This is a genomic window from Streptomyces physcomitrii, assembly GCF_012273655.1.
GTDB lineage: Bacteria > Actinomycetota > Actinomycetes > Streptomycetales > Streptomycetaceae > Streptomyces > Streptomyces physcomitrii.
Genome location: NZ_JAAWWP010000017.1, coordinates 43,452 through 66,277, shown reverse-complemented (window position 1 = coordinate 66,277; position 22,826 = coordinate 43,452). Strand labels below are relative to the sequence as shown.

Here is a 22,826-nt window from a genome sequence, read left to right as displayed (position 1 = left end):
CAGAAGCTGCTCGACCACCTCCGGTGGGTGACTGCCGAACTGCACCAGACCAAGGAGAAGCTGCGCGCCGCCGAGGAGGCCGAACCGGTCGCGATCGTCGCCATGAGCTGCCGCTTCCCGGGCGGGGTGCGCAGCCCGGAGGAGCTGTGGCGGCTGCTGCTCGACGAGCGCGACGCGGTCGGCGCCTTCCCCGCCGACCGCGGCTGGGACCTCGAAGGCCGCTACCACCCCGACCCCGACCACCGCGGCACCACCTATGTCCGCGAGGGCGGCTTCCTCACCGAAGCGGGCGCCTTCGACGCGGAGTTCTTCGGGATCTCCCCGCGCGAGGCGCTCGCCATGGACCCGCAGCAGCGCCTCCTCCTGGAGACCGCCTGGGAGGCCGTGGAGCGCGCCGGGATCGACCCGCGGAGCCTGCGCGGCAGCCGCACCGGCGTCTTCGCGGGCGTCATGCACCACGACTACGTCTCCCGCCTGGACGCCCTGCCACCGGGCGTCGAGGTGTACGCGGGCAGCGGCAACGCGGGCAGCGTCGCCTCCGGGCGGATCTCGTACACCCTGGGGCTCGAAGGGCCCGCCGTCACCGTGGACACGGCCTGCTCCTCCTCGCTGGTCACCCTGCATCTGGCCGCCCAGGCACTGCGGCAGGGCGAGTGCGGACTCGCGCTCGCGGGCGGCGTCACCGTGATGTCCTCCCTCGACCTCTTCGTCGACTTCAGCCAGCAGCGCGGACTCGCCGCCGACGGCCGCTGCAAGCCCTTCGCCGCCGCGGCCGACGGCACCGGCTGGGGCGAGGGCGCCGGCATGCTGCTCCTGGAGCGCCTCAGCGACGCCGAGGCCCACGGCCACCCGGTGCTCGCCGTGATCCGCGGCTCCGCCGTCAACCAGGACGGCGCCAGCAGCGGCATGACCGTCCCGAACGGGCCCGCCCAGCAGCGCGTCATCCGCCAGGCCCTCGACCAGGCGCGGCTCACCCCCGCCGAGGTCGACGCGGTGGAGGCGCACGGCACCGGCACCACCCTCGGCGACCCCATCGAGGCGCACGCCCTGCTCGCCACCTACGGCCAGGACCGCGAACGGCCGCTCTGGCTGGGCGCGGTGAAGTCGAACCTCGGCCACACCCAGGCCGCGGCCGGAGCCGCCGGGGTCATCAAGATGGTCATGGCGCTGCGCGCGGGCGTCCTGCCGAGGACCCTGCACCTGGACCGGCCGAGCCCCCAGGTCGACTGGTCGGCCGGGAAGATCGGCCTGCTCGGCGAACGCACCGACTGGCCCGAGACCGGCCGCCCCCGCCGCGCCGCGGTCTCCTCCTTCGGCATCAGCGGCACCAACGCCCACCTCGTCCTGGAACAGGCACCGCAGCCCGCGCCCCGACCCGCCCAGGACGAACCCCGACTGCCCCTGTACGCCTGGCCGTTGAGCGCCCGGAGCCCCGAGGCCCTGCGCGGCCAGGCGGCGGCCCTCCTCGCCGCGACCGACCCGGCGCGCCCCGGCGGCACCCCCTCCCTCGGCGGCACCGCCCGCGCCCTGGCCACCACCCGCACCGCCTTCGACCACCGCGCCGTGGTCCTCGGCGCCGACGCCGCGGAGCTGCGGACCGCGCTGACCGCGCTTGCCGCGGGCACCGGCGCCGACTCTCTGGTCGAGGGCACCGCCGTGCCCGGACGGCTCGCCCTGCTCTTCACCGGCCAGGGCTCCCAGCGGCCCGGCATGGGCACCGCCCTGTACGCCGCGCACCCGGTCTACGCCCGCGCCTTCGACGAGGCCTGCGCCCACCTCGACCGCTACTTCGACACCCCGCTGCGCGAGGTCGTGCACGCCGCCGAGGGCAGCCCCGAGGCCGCGCTGCTGCACCGCACCGCCTACACCCAGGCCGCGCTCTTCGCCCAGGAGAGCGCCCTGTTCCGGCTCGCCGAGAGCTGGGGGGTGCGCCCGGACGTGCTGCTCGGCCACTCGGTCGGCGAGATCGTCGCCGCCCATGTCGCGGGCATGCTGGAACTCCCCGAGGCCTGCGCCCTGGTCGCCGCGCGCGGCAGGCTGATGGAGGCGCTGCCGGCGGGCGGCGCCATGCTCTCCGTGGCCGCCCCCGCCGAGGCGGTCCGCCCGCTGCTCGCCGGATACGAGGGCCGGGCCGCGCTCGCCGCGATCAACGGACCGGCGGCCGTCGTACTCTCCGGCGACGAGGACGCGGTGACCGAACTCGCCGCCGGGCTGGGGGAGTTCCGCACCAAGCGGCTGCGGGTCAGCCATGCCTTCCACTCGCCGCGGATGGACCCCATGCTGGACCGCTTCCTCGCGGTCGTCTCCCGGCTGGAGTTCAAGCCGCCCACCGTGCCGCTCGTCTCCAATGTCACCGGCCGCCTCGCCCGCCCCGAGGAGCTGTGCGCGCCCGAGTACTGGGTGCGCCACGCCCGCGGGACTGTCCTCTTCCACGACGGGGTCCGCGCCCTCGCCGCCCACGGGGTCACCGCCTGCCTGGAGTTGGGCCCGGACGCCGTGCTCAGCGCCCTCGCCGAGGACTGCCTCGCCGCGGAGCCCGCCGCCCAGCCGGTCCGCTTCAGCGCCGCCCTGCGCCGGGACCGCGAGGAGGTGGGCACCTTCGCCCGCGCCCTCGCCGAGATCCACACCCACGGCGCCCGGGTGGACTGGGCCGCCCCCCACCCGGACGCGCCCCGCGTCGAGCTGCCCACCTACGCCTTCCAGCGCAGCCGCTACTGGCTCGACGGCGCCGCCACCGGGAGCGGCGCGGTCCCCGCCGGGGCGGAGGGCGCCGGGCATCCGCTGCTCGGCGCCGCGGTCGCCCTCGCCGGAAGCGACGGCTACGTCTTCACCGGGCTGCTCTCACCGCGCCGCCAGCCCTGGCTGGCCGACCACGCGGTGGCGGGCCGGGTACTCCTGCCGGGCACCGCCTTCGTGGAACTCGCCGTCCGCGCCGGGGACCACGTCGGCTGCGCCCGGCTCGACGAACTCACCCTGCACGCCCCGCTGGCCTGGGCCGAACAGGAGGAGATCCAGCTCCAGTTCGCCGTCGGCGACGCCGCGCCCGACGGGCGGCGCCCGCTCACCGCCTGGGCCCGCCCCCGGGGCGGCGAGTGGACCCGGCACGCCGAGGGCCTCCTCGCCCCCGACACCGACCCGGCCCCCGCCCCCGATCCCGAGTGGCCCCCGCGCGGCGCCGAACCCCTCGCCCTGGACGGCTTCTACGCCGACCGCGCCGCCGAGGGCTTCGCCTACGGGCCCGCCTTCCAGGGCCTGACGGCCGCCTGGCGGCGCGGGGCGGAACTCTTCGCCGAGGTCCGCCTGCCCGAACCGGCGCCGGAGGCCGCCCCCGCCGAGGGCTACGGCCTGCACCCCGCCCTCCTGGACGCCGCCCTCCAGCCCGCCGCCCTCGGGGGAGTGCTCCCCGGCTCCGCGGGCCCCCGGCTGCCCTTCGCCTTCGGCGGGGTGCGCCTGCACGCCGGCGGTGCCACCACCCTGCGGGTACGGCTCACCGCCGCCGGACCAGGCGCCCTCGCCCTCGATGCCACCGACGAGAGCGGCCACCCCGTGGTCTCGGTCGCCTCGCTGGCCCTGCGCCCCCTGGACCCCGCCCTCCTCTCCACGGCCGGACAGGACCTCCTCCAGCTGGACTGGGTGCCCGCACCCGCCACCGGCACAGCCGAGGAACCGCCGGTGACCGTCGCGCCCGACACCTCCCGGGGCCTGCGCACCGCCCTGCACGAGACCCTGGAGGCCCTGCACCGGGCCCTCGCCGAGGAGAACGCGCCGCGCACGGTGTTCCTGACCCGGGCCGCCGAGACCGATCCGGTGGCCGCGGCGGTCCGCGGACTGGTCCGCTCCGCCCAGTCCGAACACCCCGGCCGCTTCGCCCTGTTGGACGCCGACCCGGCCGCGGAACCCGAGGCCCTCGCCGCAGCGGCGGGCCAGGGCCACCCTCAAGCAGCCCTGTACGAAGGCGAGTTGCGGGTGCCGCGCCTGGTGCCCGCCGCCCGGGACACCGCCGAGAGCGAAGTGGCCCCGCCCGGCGGCGAGTTCGGGCCCGAGGGAACCGTCCTGATCACCGGCGGCCTGGGCGTCCTCGGCCGCGCGGTCGCCCGGCACCTGGTCGCCGCGCACGGCGTACGCCATCTGCTGCTGATCGGCCGCGGCGGTGCGAGCCCCGAGGCCGAGGCGGAGGTCACCGCCGAACTGGCCGCGCTCGGCGCCGAGTCGGTGCGCACCGCCGCCTGCGACGCGGCCGACCGGGAGGCGCTCGCGGCACTGCTCGCCACCGTGCCGGAGAAGGCGCCGCTGCGCGCGGTGGTGCACGCGGCCGGGGTGCTCGGCGACGCCACCGTGGAGACGCTGACCGCCGACCGGCTCGACGTGGTGCTGCGCCCCAAGGCCGACGCCGCCCGCAATCTGCACGCACTCACCCGTGAACTCCCGCTCACCGCCTTTGTGTTGTTCTCCTCGGCGGCGGGTGTGCTCGGCGCCCCCGGGCAGGCCGCCTACGCCGCGGCCAACTCCTTCCTGGACGCCCTCGCCGCCCGGCGGCGCGCCGAAGGGCTGCCCGCACTCTCCCTCGGCTGGGGACTGTGGGCCGAACGCAGCGGCCTGACCAGCGGACTCGCGGAGACCGACACCCGGCGGCTGGGCCGCGGCGGCATGCGCGCCCTCCCCACCGAGCAGGCCCTCGCCCTCCTCGACCTGGCCCTCGGCCACCCCCGGCCGGTGCTCTTCCCCGTACGCCTCGACCGCGCCGCACTCGCCGCCGCGGGCGAACTGCCGCCCGTACTCGCCCACTTCGCCGCCCCCGCCGCGCCGAGGCCGGCGGCCCGGGCCGCGACCGCCCCCGGCTCCTTCGCCGGACGCCTCGCGGCCCTCGGGGCGCCGCAGCAAGAACGCCTCCTGCTCGACCTCGTCACCACCGAGGCCGCCGCAGTGCTCGGCCGGGCCGCCCATGAACTGCCCGAGCCCGCCCAGGTGTTCAAGGACGCCGGGTTCGACTCGCTGAGCGCCGTCGAACTGCGCAACCGGCTCTCCGCCGCCACCGGCCTGCGGCTGCCCGCCACCCTCGTCTTCGACCAGCCGACCCCCGCCGCGCTCGCCGCCCATCTGCGCGGCAGGCTCCTGGACGACCGGGGCACCGCCGCCACCGCCCCGGCCGGGCCCGCCGCCGCCCCCGAGGAACCCCTCGCCGTGGTCGCCATGAGCTGCCGCTTCCCCGGCGGGGTGCGCTCCCCGGAGGACCTGTGGGAGCTGGTGCGCTCCGGCGGCGACGCCATCTCCGGCTTCCCCACCGACCGCGGCTGGGACCTCGACGCCCTCTTCGACCCGGACCCCGCGCGCAAGGGCACCTCCTATGTCCGGGAGGGCGGATTCCTCGACGGGGCCGCCGAGTTCGACCCGCTGCTCTTCGGGATCTCCCCGCGCGAGGCGCTGGCGATGGACCCGCAGCAGCGCCTCCTCCTCGAAGCCTCCTGGGAGGCCTTCGAGCGCGCCGGGATCGCCCCCGCGAGCCTGCGCGGCAGCAGGACCGGCGTCTTCACCGGCGTCATGTACCACGACTACGTCAACCTGCTCGCAGACGAGCCCGAGGTCGAGGGCTACGCGGGCAACGGCAGCGCGGGCAGCGTCGCCTCCGGCCGGATCGCCTACACCTTCGGGCTCGAAGGCCCCGCGGTCACCGTGGACACCGCCTGCTCCTCCTCGCTGGTCTCCCTGCACCTGGCCGCCCAGGCGCTGCGGCAGGGCGAGTGCGGACTCGCGCTCGCGGGCGGGGTCACCGTGATGGCGGCGCCGCACACCTTCGTCGAGTTCTCCCGGCAGCGCGGACTCGCCCCCGACGGCCGCTGCAAGCCCTTCGCCGAGGCCGCCGACGGCACCTCCTGGTCCGAGGGCATCGGCATGGTCCTCCTGGAGCGGCTGTCCGACGCCGAGCGCAACGGCCACCGCGTGCTCGCCGTGCTGCGCGGCTCCGCCGTCAACCAGGACGGCGCCTCCAACGGCATGACCGCCCCCAACGGACCCTCCCAGGAACGCGTCATCGGCCAGGCTCTGAGCCGCGCCCGGCTCACCCCCGCGGACATCGACGCGGTGGAGGCGCACGGCACCGGCACCGCCCTCGGCGACCCGATCGAGGCCGGGGCCCTGCTCGCCACCTACGGGCAGGGGCGGCCCGAGGACCGCCCGCTGTGGCTCGGCTCGGTCAAGTCCAACCTCGGGCACACCCAGGCCGCCGCGGGCGCGGCCGGTGTGATCAAGATGGTCATGGCGATGCGGCACGGGGTGCTCCCGCGCACCCTGCACGTGGACGCGCCGACCTCGCACGTCGACTGGTCCGCGGGCGCCGTACGCCTGCTGACCGAGGAGCGCCCCTGGCCGGAGACCGGCCGCCCCCGCCGGGCCGCCGTCTCCTCCTTCGGCATCAGCGGCACCAACGCCCACCTCCTCCTCGAACAGGCCCCCGCCGCCCCCGCCTTGGAGACCCCGGCCGCCGAAGCGCCCCGGCCCGCCGTCGCCGTGCTGTCCGGCCGCACCCAGGAAGCGGTCCGCCGCAAGGCCGGGCAGCTGCGTGAACTGCTCCTCGCCCGACCGGAGCTGACCGCCCCTCAGGTCGCACGCGCCCTGGCCCTCGGCCGCTCCCCGCTCGCCCACCGCGCCGCCCTCGTCGCCGGGGACCGTACGCGACTCCTCACCGCCCTCGGCGCCCTGGCCGAGGACCGCCCCGCGGCGGGACTCGAACAGGGCGTACCGCTGCCGGGCCGCCTGGCCTTCCTCTTCACCGGCCAGGGTGCCCAACGCCCCGGTATGGGCCGCGAGTTGTACGAGACCTTCCCCGTCTACGCCGAGGCCTTCGACGCGGTCTGCGCGGCCCTCGACCCCCATCTGCCCCAGCCCGTACGGGAGATCGTCTTCAGCCCGGAGGCCGACGCCGACGGCGAGGCGGCGGGGGCCGGAGCCCTGGACCGTACGCAGTGGGCGCAGGCGGGCCTCTTCGCCCTGGAGGTCGCGCTCTTCCGGCTCCTGGAGTCCTGGGGTGTGGTCCCGGACTTCCTGCTCGGTCATTCGGTCGGGGAGATCGTGGCCGCGCATGTGGCGGGGGTGTTCTCGCTGGCGGATGCGGCTGAACTGGTGGCTGCGCGTGGCCGGTTGATGGAGGCGTTGCCGTCGGGTGGGGCGATGGTGGCGGTGTCCGTGTCGGGTGCGGACGCGGTGGGGTTGTGTGCCGGGTACGAGGGTCGGGTCGAGGTCGCGGCGGTGAACGGGCCGCGGGCGAGTGTGCTCTCGGGTGACGCCGATGCGGTCGAGGAGATCGCGGTTCTCGCGGAGGCGGTCGGCCATCGGATCAAGCGGCTCGCGGTGAGCCACGCCTTCCACTCCCCGCGCATGGACCCCATGCTCGACGAATTCGCGGCGGTGGTCCGGGAGTTGACTCCCGCCGAGCCGCGCATCCCGCTCGTCTCGAACGTGACCGGACGCCTCGCCACCGCCGAGGAACTGCGCGACCCGGGGCACTGGGTACGCCACGTCCGCGGCACCGTCCTCTTCCACCAGGGCATCCGCACCCTGGCCGACTCCGGAGTCACCCGCTTCGCCGAACTGGGCCCCGACGCCGTCCTCACCGCCTTGGCCGAAGAGACCTTGGCTCAGCACCGGCTTGAGCAGGGCCCTGCCGAGCGGGTCGCTGACGCCTCCGCCGGTGGGGAGGCTCCCGCCGGTGGGCACGCTCCCGCCGAGTCGGCTCCCTCGGCCGTACGGGAAGCGGCCCCCGTACGTGAGGAGGCCCCCGTGCGGGAAGCGGTCCCCGTACGTGAGGAGGCCCCCGTACCCGACACGCCCGCCGACCGCGAGACCGGGATCAGCCGGGAAACCTCCGCCCACCCCGGCCACCGCCTGACCGCCCTGCTCCGCCGCGACCGGGACGAGGCCTCCTCGCTGGCCGCGGCCCTCGGCGTGCTCTACTGCTCCGGCACCGTCCCCGACTGGGAGGCCGTGTTCCCCGGCCCGCGCGGCGCCCTCGTGGACCTGCCCACGTATCCCTTCCAGCGCCGCCGCTTCTGGCCCGCGAGCGCCGCGCCCTCCGCCCGCGCGGGTGGCGGCACTCCGGCAGGAACAGGACCGGCCTCGGAGCCGGAGGAGGCGCCCGGTTCGTCCGCGCCCGCCGGAGCGGGTTCGCCCCTGGCGCGGCGGCTCGCGGCGGAGGCCGACCCGGGCCGGGTGCTGCTCGGCCTGGTACGGGACCATGTGGCCGCGGTGCTCGGCCACACGGCGGAGGAGGCGGCCGACCCCCAACTCGCCTTCCGGGAGCTCGGGTTCGACTCGATGACGGCGGTGGAGTTCCGCAACCAGCTCGTCCGTGCCACGGGTCTGGAGCTGCCCGCCACCCTGGTCTTCGACCACCCGACGCCCGCCGCGCTCGTCGCCCATCTGCGGGGCGAACTGCTCGACGGGCGTGGCGCCGCCACCGTGGCGCGCCACACCGCGGGCAGCGAGGAACCGATCGCCATCGTCGGGATGAGCTGCCGCTTCCCCGGCGGTGTCGGCTCCCCGGAGGAGCTGTGGCAGCTGGTCGCGGAGGAGCGGGACGCGATCACCCCCTTCCCCGCGGACCGCGGCTGGAATCTGGACGCCCTCTTCGACCCGGACCCCGGGCGGCTCGGCACCACGTACACCCGGGGCGGTGGATTCCTCGGCCAGGCCGCGGAGTTCGACGCGGCCTTCTTCGGGATCTCGCCCCGTGAGGCGCTGGCGATGGACCCGCAGCAGCGCCTGCTCCTGGAGACCTCCTGGGAGGCCTTCGAACGTGCCGGGATACGGCCCGCCGAGGCGGGCGGCACCGGTGTCTTCGTCGGCACCAACGGCCAGGACTACACCGCCCTGGTCGGCCACTCCGCGGAGAACCTGGAGGGCTACCTCGGCACCGGCGGCGCGAGCAGCGTCGCCTCCGGCCGGATCGCCTACGCCCTCGGGCTCGAAGGTCCCGCGCTCACCGTGGACACGGCCTGCTCCTCCTCCCTGGTCGCCCTGCACCTGGCCGCCGAGGCGCTGCGGCGCGGCGAGTGCGCGCTCGCGCTCGCGGGCGGCGTGACCGTGATGTCGACCCCGCAGTCCTTCATCGACTTCAGCCGCCAGCGCGGTCTCGCCGCCGACGGCCGGTGCAAGCCCTTCGCGGCGGCGGCCGACGGCACCGGCTGGTCCGAGGGCGTCGGCATGCTGCTCGTCGAACGCCTCTCCGACGCCCGGCGCCACGGCCACCAGGTCCTCGCCCTGGTGCGCGGCTCGGCCGTCAACCAGGACGGCGCGAGCAACGGTCTCACCGCGCCCAACGGCCCCGCCCAGCAACGGGTGATCCGCCAGGCCCTCGCCAACTCCCGCCTGCGGGGCGGCGACATCGACGTCGTCGAGGCGCACGGCACCGGCACCGCCCTCGGTGACCCGATCGAGGCCGGGGCCCTGCTCGCCACCTACGGTCAGGAGCGCCCGGAGGGCCGCCCGCTGTGGCTCGGCTCGCTCAAGTCGAACCTCGGGCACACCCAGGCCGCCGCCGGAGTCGCCGCCGTCATCAAGATGGTGGGGGCCCTGCGGCACGGGGTTCTGCCGAGGTCCCTCCACCTCGACGCGCCCACCCCGCATGTCGACTGGGACTCCGGCGCCGTCAGCCTGCTCACCGAGCGCCGCGACTGGCCCGCCACCGACCGCCCGCGCCGGGCCGGTGTCTCCTCCTTCGGCATGAGCGGCACCAACGCCCATCTGATCCTCGAAGAGGCCCCGCCGGTACCGGAGTTGGCGCAACCCACGGCCGCCGCGACCGGGCAGCCCACCACCCCGCCCGCACTGCCCGCGCTCTGGACCCTCTCGGCCAAGTCCCCCGAGGCCCTGCGCGCCCAGGCCGAGCGCCTGCGCGGCCACCTCGACGGACTCGCCGGGCTCCCGGCCCCCACCGCCGACCCGGACGACCTCGCCCGGATCGGCCGCCAACTGGCCGCCACCCGGACCCCGTTCACCCACCGCGCCACCGTCCTCGGCGACACCGCCGACGAGCTGCGAACCGCCCTGGACGCCGTGGCCGGGGGCCTCACCCCGCCCCGTACCGCCCGCGAGGACGCCCGGTGGGCCTTCCTCTTCACCGGGCAGGGTGCCCAACGCCCCGGCATGGGCCGGGAGTTGTACGAGACCTTCCCCGTCTTCGCCGAGGCCTTCGACGCCGCCTGCGCCGAACTGGACCGCCACCTGGGCGAGTCGGTACGGGACGTCGTCTTCGGCGGTGACGCGGAGACGCTGAACCGCACGGTGTGGGCGCAGGCCGGGCTCTTCGCCCTGGAGGTCGCGCTCTTCCGGCTCGTGGAATCGTGGGGCTTCCGGCCGGACTTCCTGCTCGGTCATTCGGTCGGGGAGATCGTGGCCGCGCATGTGGCGGGGGTGTTCTCGCTGGCGGATGCGGCTGAACTGGTGGCTGCGCGTGGCCGGTTGATGGAGGCGTTGCCGTCGGGTGGGGCGATGGTGGCGGTGTCCGTGTCGGGTGCGGACGCGGTCCGGTTGTGTGCCGGGTACGAGGGTCGGGTCGAGGTCGCGGCGGTGAACGGGCCGCGGGCGAGTGTGCTCTCGGGTGACGCCGATGCGGTCGAGGAGATCGCGGTTCTCGCGGAGGCGGTCGGTCACCGGATCAAGCGGCTCGCGGTGAGCCATGCCTTCCACTCCCCGCGCATGGAGCCGATGCTCGATGAATTCGAGGCGGTGGTGAGCGGGTTGACCCTGTCGGCACCCCGGATTCCCCTCCTCTCGAACGTCACGGGTGAACCCGCCGCGGCCGAGGACTTGTGCTCCCCGGCGTACTGGGTACGGCACGTGCGCAGCACCGTCCTCTTCCACGCGGGCGTGCGCAGTCTGCTCGCCGAAGGGGCCACCCATTTCCTGGAGTTGGGCCCCGACGGCGTGCTCACCGCCGCCGCCCAGGACTGCCTCCCCACCGACACCGGGGCCGAGACCCACGGCAGTGCCGCACCCCCCGCCCCCCAGGATCGCTTCGTGCTGCTGCCGCTGCTGCGCCGGGACCGGCCGGAGGTACGGACACTGCTCGACGCCGTGGGACAGGCGTACGCGAGCGGCGCCCGGGTCGACCTGCCGAGGCTGCTCGGCGGTACCGCCACCTCGGCGCCGGACCTGCCCACGTACGCCTTCCAGCGGTCGCGCTACTGGCCCGCCCCGGCCGAGGAGGCCGTCCTGCCCGCCTGGCTGGGCGGCAGCACCGGACCCTCACTCGACAGCCTCCTCTACGAGGTGACCTGGCAGCCCTTCACCCCACCGGAGGCCCGACTCTCCGGCCGCTGGCTCCTGATCGGCGAGACGACCCCGGAGACGAAGGGGATGAAGGGGGCGAAGGGGACGGCGGAGGCAGCGGAGCCCGGCACCACGTACGAGGTCGAGCGCGCGCTGACCGCCGCGGGCGCCGAGGTCGTGCACTGCGCCTCAGCGGACCCCCGGGCACTCACCGAGGCGGCGGCGGGCGGTCCGGTGGCCGGTGTGGTCGCCTGCCCGGTCTCGGCGACCGAACTCCTGGCGTTGGTGCAGGCGTTGGACGAGGTGGGGGTCTCGGGGCGGTTGTGGTGTCTGACCAGGGGCGCGGTGTCGGCTGCTTCGGGTGAGGCGCCCGATCCCGTACAGGCGCAGGTGTGGGGCTTCGGGCGGGTGGTCGCGCTCGAACGGCCGCAGACCTGGGGCGGGTTGGTGGATCTGCCCCGTGACGGCGAGGGCGGCGGGCTGCTCGCCGCGGTGCTGTCCGGCGCCACCGGCGAGGATCAGGTCGCCCTGCGTGCTCAGGGTGCCCTCGGCCGCCGTCTCGTCCACCGGAAGCCCGGGGACCGTACCGCCCTCGCCGACTGGCGGGTGCCGTCCGGATCGGTCCTGGTGACGGGTGGTACGGGTGCGTTGGGTTCGGGTGTGGCGCGGTGGTTGGCGGGTCGGGGTGTGGAGCATCTGGTGTTGACCGGTCGTCGTGGTGCTTCGGCGCCTGGTGCTGGGGAGTTGGTCCGGGAGCTGGAGGGTTTGGGTGTTCGGGCTGACGTCATGGCGTGTGAGGTGAGTGATCGGGAGTCGGTTGGCGCCCTGTTTGCGGAGTACGCGTTCTCGGCGGTGTTTCATGTGGCGGGTGTGGTGGATGACGGGGTGGTGGAGTCGTTGTCCGCGGAGCGGTTTGCGGGGGTGTTGGGGCCGAAGGCGGGGGGTGCGGAGTTGCTGGATGAGTTGACGCGGGGGATGGACCTCTCCGCTTTCGTCGTGTTCTCCTCGTTCGCGGGTGCGGTCGGTGGTGCGGGGCAGGGGAACTACGCGGCGGCGAACGCGCAGGTGGACGCGCTGGTGGAACGCCGCAGGGCCGAAGGCCTCCCGGCGCTCTCGCTCGCCTGGGGCCCCTGGGCCGAGGGCGGCATGGCGGTGGACGAGGCGGTGGTGGAGCGGATGCGGCTCGCCGGGATGACGCCGTTGCGCCAGGACACCGCCTTCGGGGTGCTCGACCGGGCGCTCGCCGCGGACCTGACCACGGCCACCGTCGTCGACATCGACTGGGAGCGCTTCGCCCCCGGCTTCACCTCGGCCCGCCCGAGCCCGCTGCTCGCCGCCCTCCCCGAGGTCGCGGCCGGGCAGCGGGGCGGCCCCGAGGCGGAACCGCTCACCGCGCGCCTCGCCGGGCTGTCCCCGGCGGAGCGGCACGAGGCCCTGCTCGACCTCGTCGGCACCCACGCCGCCGCGGTGCTCGGCCACGGCGGCAGCGGGGGCATCGACGCCGAGGGCGCCTTCAAGGACCTGGGCTTCGACTCGCTGACCGCGGTCGAACTGCGCAACCGCCTCGGCGCCGCCACCGGGCTCGCCCTCTCCGCGACCCTGGTCTTCGACCATCCCACCCCGAACGCCCTCGCCGCCCACCTCCTCGGCGAACTGGGCGCGGACCTCGGCGGTGCGGACCCCCGGGAGGCGCGGCTGCGGCAGGCGCTGGCGACGCTGCCGCTGGCCCGGATCGAGGAGGCCGGGCTCCTCGACGTACTGCTGAAGCTCGCGGATGTGGAGGAGGAGCCCGCCGAAGAGGGCGGGACCGGGTCGGCGGACATCGACGAGATGGACGCGGACGCCCTGATCCAGCTGGCGCTGGACAACAGCGAATCCTGACGGCGCGCGGGAAGTATGGGACTGGACGACATGGTTGCCTCGAACGACAAGCTGCTGGAAGCACTGCGGACCTCGCTGAAGGAGACCGAGCGGCTGCGCGAGCAGAACCGCCGCCTCGCCGAGGCCTCCCGCGAACCCCTCGCGATCGTCGCGATGGGCTGCCGCTTCCCCGGCGGCGTGCGCTCACCGCAGGACCTCTGGGAGCTGCTCGCCGAGGGCCGGGACGCCCTGTCGCCCTTCCCCGCCGACCGGGGCTGGGACCTCGACGCCCTCTTCGACCCGGACCCCGACCGGGCCGGATCCTCGTATGCGCGCGAGGGCGGCTTCCTGGACGGGGCCGCGGACTTCGACGCCGAGTTCTTCGGGATATCGCCCCGCGAGGCCCTCGCCATGGACCCGCAGCAGCGGCTGCTCCTGGAGACCTGCTGGGAGACGGTGGAGGCCGCCGGGATCGACCCGGCGAGCCTGCGCGGCAGCAGGACCGGTGTCTTCGTCGGCTCCAACGGCGCCGACTACGGCACCGTCCTGGTCGGCGGCCCCGAGGAGACCGACGGCTACCTCGCCACCGGCAACGCCACCAGTGTGCTGTCCGGCCGGGTCTCCTACGCGCTCGGTCTCGAAGGTCCCGCGCTGACCGTGGACACGGCCTGCTCCTCCTCCCTGGTCGCCCTGCACCTGGCCGCCCAGGCGCTGCGCCAGGAGGAGTGCGCGCTCGCCCTGGTGGGCGGGGTCACCGTGATGGCGAGCCCCACCACCTTCACCGAGTTCTCCCGGCAGCGCGGCCTCGCCGCCGACGGGCGCTGCAAGGCCTTCGCGGCGGCGGCCGACGGCACCGGCTGGGGCGAGGGCGTCGGCGTCCTGCTTTTGGAGCGCCTGCCCGACGCGCGGCGCAACGGGCACCGGATCCTCGCCGTGCTGCGCGGCTCCGCCGTCAACCAGGACGGCGCCTCGAACGGTCTCACCGCCCCCAACGGCCCCTCCCAGCAGCGCGTCCTGCGCGCGGCCCTCGCCCAGGCTCGCCTCACCCCCGAGCAGGTCGACGCGGTGGAGGCGCACGGCACCGGCACCACCCTCGGCGACCCCATCGAGGCGGGGGCCCTGCTCGGCACCTACGGGCAGCAGCGGCCCGAGGGGCGCCCGCTCTGGCTCGGCTCCGTCAAGTCGAACCTCGGGCACACCCAGGCCGCCGCCGGAATCGCGGGCGTGCTCAAGATGGTCCTCGCCCTGCGCCACGACGAACTGCCGCGCACCCTGCACGTGGACACCCCCACCCCGCAGGTCGACTGGTCCTCCGGCGCCGTACGCCTCCTCACCGAGCCCCGGCCCTGGCCCCGGTCCGCGGAGCCGCGCCGCGCCGGTGTCTCCTCCTTCGGCATGAGCGGCACCAACGCCCATGTCCTCCTGGAGGAGGCCCCCGCCGAGGAGCACGAGTCCGCCACCGCGCCCGAGAGCGGCGGGCCGCTGCCGTGGGTCCTCTCCGCCCGGTCCGAGTCCGCGCTGCGCGCCCGCGCCCGTGATCTGGCCGCCCTCCTCGCCGCGCGGCCCGATGCTCAACTCGCCGACATCGGCCTCTCCTTGGCCGTCACCCGCACCCGCTTCGCGCATCGCGCGATCGTCGTCGCCGCCGAACAGCCGCAGTTCCGGCAGGCCTTGACCGCGCTCGCCGAGGGCCGCCCCGCACCCTCGGCCGCCGAGGGCCATGCCCCCACCGCCCGCAAACCGGTGTTCGTCTTCCCCGGGCAGGGCGCCCAATGGCCCGGCATGGCACGGGAGTTGCTCGACACCTCACCGGTCTTCGCGGACCGCTTCGGCCAGTGCGCGAAAGCCCTCGCAGCCTATGTGGACTGGTCGCTCCCCGAGGTGGTGCGCGCTGCGGAGGGCGCGCCGGGCCTGGACCGCGTCGATGTGGTGCAACCCGCGCTCTGGGCCGTGATGGTCTCCCTCGCCGCCCTGTGGGAGTCCTACGGGGTGCAGCCCGCGGCGGTGGTGGGGCACTCGCAGGGGGAGATCGCCGCGGCCTGTGTCGCCGGTGCCCTGAGCCTGGACGACGGGGCACGCGTGGTGGCCCTGCGCAGCCGGGCGCTGGTCGCGCTCGCGGGGCGCGGCGGCATGGTCTCGGTCGCCGCCGACCGGGAGACCGCCGAGGCACTCGCGGCCCCGTGGCCCGGCCGGATCTCGGTGGCCGCGCTCAACGGGCCGTCCTCGACCGTGCTCTCCGGCGACGCGGAAGCCCTCGACGAACTGGTTGCCCGGGCCGGCGCCGGGAGCGTACGGGTCCGGCGCGTCGACGTCGACTACGCCTCCCACTCCGCGCAAGTGGAGGAGATCCAAGCGGAGTTGGCCGAGGTTCTGGCGCCGGTGGCGCCGGGTCGGGCCCGGGTGCCCTTCCTCTCCTCGGTGACGGCGGAGTGGCTGCGGGGCGAGGAGCTGGACGGCGGCTACTGGTACCGCAACCTGCGCGGCACCGTCCGCCTCGACGAGGTGATCCGGCTCCTCGGCGAACGCGGCGGACACCAGTTCATCGAGGTCGGCCCGCACCCGGTGCTGCTGCCCTCGCTCCCCGAGGGCGGGGTCGGCACCCTGCGCCGCACCGACGGTGGCCTCGACCGCTTCCTGCGCTCCCTCGCCGAGGCGCACGCCCGCGGCGTCGAGGCCGACTGGAGCGCCGCCTTCCCGGGCGCCCGCACCACGGCCCTGCCGACCTACCCCTTCCAGCGCACGCGCTACTGGCCGCGCCCCGGCACCCCGGGCGGGCAGCAGACCGACCCCGCCGAGCGCGCCTTCTGGGCCGCCGTGGACCGCGCCGACCTGCCCGCCCTCGCCGAGGAGATCGGCGCCGCGGAACCGGCCCGTACCGCCCTCGAAGGCGCGCTGCCCGCCCTCCGGCACTGGCGCCGCGACCGCCGCACCCGCGCCGAACTCGCCTCCTGGGCCTACCGCGTGACCTGGTCGCCCCTCGCGGCCCCGCCCACCGGAGCCCGGCTCAGCGGCCGCTGGCTCCTGCTCTCCGAGACGAGTCCCGGCACCGCCGGCACCCCCGACATCGAGGGCGCGCTGACCGCCACGGGCGCCGACACCCTCGTACTGCGGACCGGGGAACCCACCCGGGAGTCCCTGGCCGCGCTGCTCACCGAGGCGGCGGCGGGCGGTCCGGTGGCCGGTGTGGTCGCCTGTCCGGCCTCGGCGACCGAACTGCTGGCGTTGGTGCAGGCGTTGGACGAGGTGGGGGTCTCGGGGCGGTTGTGGTGTCTGACCAGGGGTGCGGTGTCGGCTGCTTCGGGTGAGGCGCCCGATCCCGTGCTGGCCCAGGTGTGGGGCTTCGGACGGGTGGTCGCGCTCGAACGGCCGCTGGCCTGGGGCGGGTTGGTGGATCTGCCGCCCGAGGGCGCGGATGCCGGTCTGCTCGCCGCCATGCTCTCCGGAGCCACCGGCGAGGACCAGGTCGCGCTGCGCGGAAGCCGTCTGCTGGGGCGGCGTCTGGTGCGCGCGGGCACGGCGGTGACCCCGCCGGCCGCGTCGGCGGCCCCCGGTGCGGGCTGGCGGGTGTCGTCGGGGCCGGTCCTGGTGACGGGTGGTACGGGTGCGTTGGGTTCGGGTGTGGCGCGGTGGTTGGCGGGTCGGGGTGCGGAGCATCTGGTGTTGACCGGTCGTCGTGGTGCTTCGGCGCCTGGCGCTGGGGAGCTGGTCCGGGAGCTGGAGGGTTTGGGCGTTCGGGCTGACGTCATGGCGTGTGAGGTGAGTGATCGGGAGTCGGTTGCCGCCCTGCTTGCGGAGTACGCGTTCTCGGCGGTGTTTCATGTGGCGGGTGTGGTGGACGACGGGGTGGTGGAGTCGTTGTCCGCGGAGCGGTTTGCGGGGGTGTTGGGGCCGAAGGCGGGGGGTGCGGAGTTGTTGGATGAGTTGACGCGGGGGATGGACCTCTGCGCTTTCGTCGTGTTCTCCTCGTTCGCGGGTGCGGTCGGTGGTGCCGGTCAGGGGAACTACGCGGCGGCGAACGCGCAGGTGGACGCGCTGGTGGAACGCCGCAGGGCCGAAGGGCTCCCGGGCCTCTCCCTCGGGTGGGGCTCCTGGGCCGGAGGCGGGCTCGCCACCGGAAGCGAGGCCGTCACCGAACGTCTGAAGCGCGGCGGCATGCGGCCGATGGACCCCGCGCTCGCCCTCACCGCCCTGGGCGCCGCCCTCGACCGCGAGGAGACCCATCTCGTCGTCGCCGGGGTCGACTGGGAGCGCTTCGCCGACTCCTTCCTCACCGGCCGCCCCAGCCCGCTGCTCGGCGAACTCCCCGAAGTACAGGCCCTGGTGGCCGCCCGCGCGGCCGAGGAGGACCAGGGATCCGCCCTGGCGCTCCGCCTGCGCGACCTCGCACCCGCCGACCGCGAGAGCGCGCTCCTCGACCTCGTACGCGCCCAGGCCGCCGCCGTCCTCGGCCACAGCACACCCGCCTCGGTGGCCGGTACGAAGGCCTTCCGCGACGCCGGCTTCGACTCCCTGACCGCGGTCGAACTGCGCAACCGCCTCGGCGCCGCCACCGGCCTCACCCTGTCCGCCACCCTCGTCTTCGACCACCCGACCCCGGCCGCGCTCGCCGCCCACCTCGCCGCCGAGCTGGGTGCCGGTGACGGGAGCGGCTTCGAGGAGGCCTTCGACCAGGTCGAGCGGCAGCTGCGCGGCCTCGGCGCGGGCAGCGCCGAGCACACCAGGATCATGCTCCGGATGCAGGCCCTGGTCGCCGCCTGGCGGGACGGCCCCGGCGAGGGACCCGGAGAGGAATCCGCCGCCGAGGAGCCCGCCGCCGAGGGCTTCGACACGGCCGACGACGACGAGCTCTTCGGGCTCATCGGCGAGAAGTTCGGCATCTCGTGAGCACCGCGCCGCCACCGGCCTCCCGCCCCACCCCTCGCACGACCCCGACGGAGAACCCGCCCGTGTCCAACGAAGACAAGCTGCGCCACTTCCTCAAGCGCGTCTCCGCCGAGCTGGAGCAGACCCAGGAACGGCTGCGGGAGAGCGAGTCACGCGACAGCGAACCCCTCGCGGTCGTCGCCATGAGCTGCCGCTTCCCCGGCGGCGCCGACACTCCGGAAGCGCTGTGGGACCTCCTCGCCGCGGGCACCGACGCCATGACGGGCTTCCCCACCGACCGCGGCTGGGACCTCGACGCGCTCCTCGACCCGGACGCGCCGCACGGCTCGCACGCCCGCGAGGCCGGTTTCCTGCCCGGGGCCGCCCACTTCGACGCCGGGTTCTTCGGCATCTCCCCGCGCGAGGCGCTCGCCCTCGACCCGCAGCAGCGCCTCCTCCTGGAGACCTCCTGGGAGGCCTTCGAACGCGCCGGGATCGACCCGGACAGCCTGCGCGGCAGCAGGACCGGTGTGTTCATCGGCACCAACGGTCAGGACTACGCCCCCGTCGCCGTCAACTCCGCGCAGGACCTCGGCGGTCACATCATGACCGGCAACGCGGCCAGTGTGCTCTCCGGCCGCCTCTCCTATGTGTACGGGCTCGAAGGCCCGGCGGTCACCGTGGACACCGCCTGCTCCGCCTCCCTGGTCGCCCTGCACCTGGCCGCCCAGGCACTGCGGCGCCGGGAGTGCGCCCTCGCGCTCGCGGGCGGCGCCACCGTCATGGCGATGCCGACCCTGTTCTCCGAGTTCAGCCGCCAGGGCGGTCTGGCCCGCGACGGCCGCTGCAAGGCCTTCGCGGCGGGCGCGGACGGTACGGGCTGGGGCGAGGGCGCCGGGCTGCTGCTCCTGGAACGGCTCTCGGACGCGCGGCGCAACGGCCACGAGGTCCTGGCGGTGCTGCGCGGTTCGGCGGTGAACCAGGACGGCGCCTCGAACGGCCTCACCGCCCCCAACGGCCCCGCCCAGCAGCGCGTCATCGAAGAGGCCCTGGGCAACGCCCGCCTCACCGCCGACCAGGTCGACGCCGTCGAGGCACACGGCACCGGCACCGAGCTGGGCGACCCCATCGAGGCCCAGGCGCTCCTGGCCACTTACGGCAGGGCTCGCCAACTCCCGCTGCTGCTCGGCTCGGTGAAGTCCAACCTGGGGCACACCCAGGCCGCCGCGGGTGTCGCCGGTGTCATCAAGATGATCCTCGCCCTGCGCCACGGCCGGCTGCCGCGCACCCTGCATATCGACGAGCCGACACCCCGGGTCGACTGGTCGGCGGGCACCGTACGCCTCCTCACCGAACACACCGACTGGCCCGAGACCGGCCGCCCCCGCCGCGCCGGAGTCTCCTCCTTCGGCATCAGCGGCACCAACGCCCACGTCATCCTGGAACAGGCACCCGAGCGCGCGCCCGCACAGGTCGCGGGCGGGACCCCCGCGCAGGTCGCGGACCAGGCACTCGGGCAGGTCGTGGGGCAGCGGTCCGCGGAACAGCCCGGCGGGGGCGTCGTGCCGCCGGAGCCCGTCCGCCGCGGCCCCCTCCCGTTCGTCCTCTCCGCCCGTGACACCGCGGGCCTGCGCGCCCAGGCCGCCTCCCTGCACGCCCACTTCTCCGCCCTCCCCGAACTGCCCCTGACGGACGCCTCGTTCGCCCTGGCCACCACCCGCGCCGCCCTCGACCACCGCGCCTCCCTCACCGCCGAGACGCCCACCGAACTCCTCACCTCCCTCCACGCACTCGCGACCGGCGACCCCACCCCCGGAACCGTCCAGGGCACCCCGCCCGACGGCCGGACCGCCTTTCTGTTCACGGGGCAGGGTGCGCAACGGGCGGGTATGGGGCGGGAGTTGTACGAGGCGTTTCCCGTCTTCGCGGAGGTTTTCGATGGGGTGTGTGCGGAACTCGATCGTCATGTGGGCCGGTCGCTGAAGGTTGTTGTCTTCGGTGGGGATGCCGAGTTGTTGGAGCGGACGGGGTGGGCGCAGCCTGCGTTGTTCGCTGTGGAAGTGGCGTTGTTCCGGTTGGTGGAGTCGTGGGGTGTGCGGCCGGACTTCCTGCTCGGGCATTCGATCGGGGAGATTGCTGCCGCGCATGTGGCGGGGGTGTTCTCGCTCGCGGATGCGGCTCAACTTGTGGCGGCGCGGGGCCGGTTGATGCAGGCGTTGCCGTCGGGTGGTGCGATGCTCGCGGTTTCCGTGGCGGCGGAGGAGGCTGCCCGGCTGTGTGCGGGTTACGTGGGCCGGGTGGAAGTGGCCGCGGTGAACGGTCCGTTGGCGTGCGTGCTGTCCGGTGACGCGGATGCGGTGGCGGAGATCGAGGAGGCGGCGCGTGAGGCTGGTCACCGGGTGAAGCGGCTCGCGGTGAGTCATGCGTTCCATTCCCCGCGTATGGACCCGATGCTCGCCCAATTCGCCACCGTCGTGGGCGGGGTGACGTTGTCGGAGCCCCGTATCCCGCTCGTCTCGAACGTGACGGGCCGGCTTGCGCAGCCTGCCGAGCTGACCTCTCCGGACTACTGGGTACGCCATGTCCGGCAGAGCGTCCTGTTCCACGATGGCGTACGCACTCTCGCCGACGCGGGAGTGACCCGTTTTCTCGAACTGGGCCCGGAAGCTGTCCTGACCGCCTTGGTGCGAGAGGCCCTGCCCACTACGGGGGAGGAAGCGGACCCGGTCGCGGTGCCGGTGCTCCGAAGCGACGCCGGTGAGGAGCGTTCGGCCGCTGCCGCGCTCGGTGCCCTGTTCTGTGCCGGTGTCGTCCCCGACTGGCGTGCCGTGTACGGGAGTTCGCCCACGACACGTGTCCCACTGCCCACGTACCCCTTCCAGCGGGAGCGCTACTGGGCGGCGGCGCGGAGCGGAGGTGCCGTTGCCGGGAGGGAGGCCGCCGCGGGCCTCCAGTACCGCGTCGTCTGGGAACGCCTCGCGGAGCCCTCGGCCGCCGGGCCTGCCGGGACCTGGCTCCTGGTCGGTGACCGGGGCGGGACCGTACGGCAGGCTCTCCTGGAACGGGGGGCCGAGGTACTGAGTCTGGCGGCGGCGGAGAGCCGGGAGGGTATGGCGGAGCGGATCCGTGCGGCGCTGGCGGGGCGCCAGGCGCCCGCCGGGGTGCTGAGCCTGCCCGCCGCGCCGGGGAAATCCGGACTCGACGAGGTGCTGCTGCTGCACCAGGCGCTCGGCGACGCCGCCGTGGCGGCCCCGCTGTGGTGCGCCACCCGGGGAGCCGTCTCCACCGGGGAGGGCGACCGGCTCGCCGAACCCGCGCAGGCCCAGGTCTGGGGGCTCGGCCGGGCCGCCGCCCTGGAGAGCCCCGAGCGGTGGGGAGGCCTGCTCGACCTGCCCGTGGCGGAGGGCACGCAGACGCTCGATCTGCTCTGCCGGGTGCTCGCCGATCCGGCGGGGGAGGACCAACTCGCCGTGCGCGAGGGCGGGTTGTACGCGCGCAGGCTGGTGCGCGCCGAGCGTCCCACGGCGGCGGCCGGGGAGTGGCGGCCCTCCGGAACCGTCCTGATCACCGGGGGTACCGGGGCCCTCGGCGCCCACCTCGCCCGCCGTCTCGCGGACCGCGGTGCCGAGCACCTGCTCCTCACCGGCCGCCGCGGGCCGGAGGCGCCCGGGGCCCGGGAACTGGCCGCCGAACTCGGCGAGCGGGGCGTCCGGGTCACCCTGGCCGCCTGCGACGTGGCCGACCGGACCGCGCTCGCCGCACTGCTCGACGAGGTGCCGGCGGAGTTCCCGCTCACGGCGGTCGTGCACACCGCGGGGGTCCTCGACGACGGCGTCCTGGACGCGCTGACCCCCGAGCGGCTCGCCACCGTACTGCGGCCGAAGGCGGAGGCCGTGCGCCACCTGCACGAACTCACCGCCGACCGGGACCTGGACGCCTTCGTCCTCTACTCCTCCTTCTCCGGGGCGGTGGGCGGCGCCGGGCAGGCCAACTATGCGGCCGCCAACGCCTTCCTGGACGCCTTCGCCGAGCAGCGCCGCGCCGACGGGCTGCCCGCGACCGCGCTCGCCTGGGGCGCCTGGGGCGGCGGTGGCATGGCCGCCGCCGCGGACGGTGTCAGCGCCCGCCTGGACCGGCACGGCGTCCGCGCCATGGCGCCCGCCCGGGCACTCGACGCCCTGCAGCAGGCACTCGACCACGGGGATGCCTGCCTGGCCGTCGCCGACATCGACTGGGAGCGCTTCGCCGCCGGGCTCACCGCCGTACGGCCCAGCCCGCTGCTCGCGCGGATACCCGAAGCGGCCCGGCAGCGCGCGCAAGCCCCGGAGGGGGGTCTGCGCGAGCGGCTCGGTACGCAGAGCGAGGAGGAACAGCTCGGCACGCTGCGGGAGTTGGTGCGCGGGCAGGCGGCGCGGGTGCTCGGCCACGGCGGCGCCGACCGGGTCGAGACCCGCAAGCCCTTCCGCGACCTCGGCTTCGACTCGCTGATGGCCGTGGACCTGCGCAACGCCCTCGGCGCGGCCACCGGTCTGAGCCTGCCCGCCGGGGTCGTCTTCGACCACCCGAACCCGGAGGCGCTCGCCGCCCACCTGGTCTCCGCCCTCGGCGGCACCGCGGCCGGCCGGGCCCTCGACGGCCTCGCCCGCCTGGAGGGCTCGCTGCCCGGACTCGACGACGCGGCCACCCGGGCGGAGGTCGCGGACCGCCTGGAAACCCTCCTCGCGGCCCTGCGCGACACCCCGGCCGAGGACCTGGCCGCCGAGGAGGACGCGGGCAGCGCGGGCCTGGACACCGCGGACGACCTGTTCGCGTACATCGACGAGAAGTACGGAACCCGCTGA

Annotated in this window: 3 protein-coding genes; all 3 read left to right on the top strand. The window is 75.4% G+C overall.

The annotated features are described in order from the left end of the window. The first annotated feature begins 27 nt into the window (after positions 1-27). The 3 genes from HFV08_RS23975 to HFV08_RS23965 all read left to right on the top strand — a co-directional run bounded on the left by HFV08_RS23975 (position 28) and on the right by HFV08_RS23965 (position 22,826). Entirely contained in the window at positions 28-13,143 is a 13,116-nt protein-coding gene (locus HFV08_RS23975) for an SDR family NAD(P)-dependent oxidoreductase (protein ID WP_376770705.1), read from the top strand. 30 nt (positions 13,144-13,173) lie between these two features. Beyond that, positions 13,174-18,006 carry a type I polyketide synthase gene (locus tag HFV08_RS23970; protein ID WP_168542339.1) on the top strand — a complete coding sequence of 1,611 codons (4,833 nt, stop codon included), beginning with the start codon at positions 13,174-13,176 and terminating at the stop codon, positions 18,004-18,006. A 62-nt stretch (positions 18,007-18,068) separates the two neighbouring features. Continuing rightward, a complete protein-coding gene (locus HFV08_RS23965) occupies positions 18,069-22,826 on the top strand; it encodes a type I polyketide synthase (RefSeq protein WP_168542337.1) in 4,758 nt (1,585 codons plus the stop codon).

Bases quoted from the DNA above. Each gene is read 5' to 3' on its own strand.
- HFV08_RS23970 (WP_168542339.1), top strand. From the start codon at position 13,174: ATGGTTGCCTCGAACGACAAGCTGCTGGAAGCACTGCGGACCTCGCTG.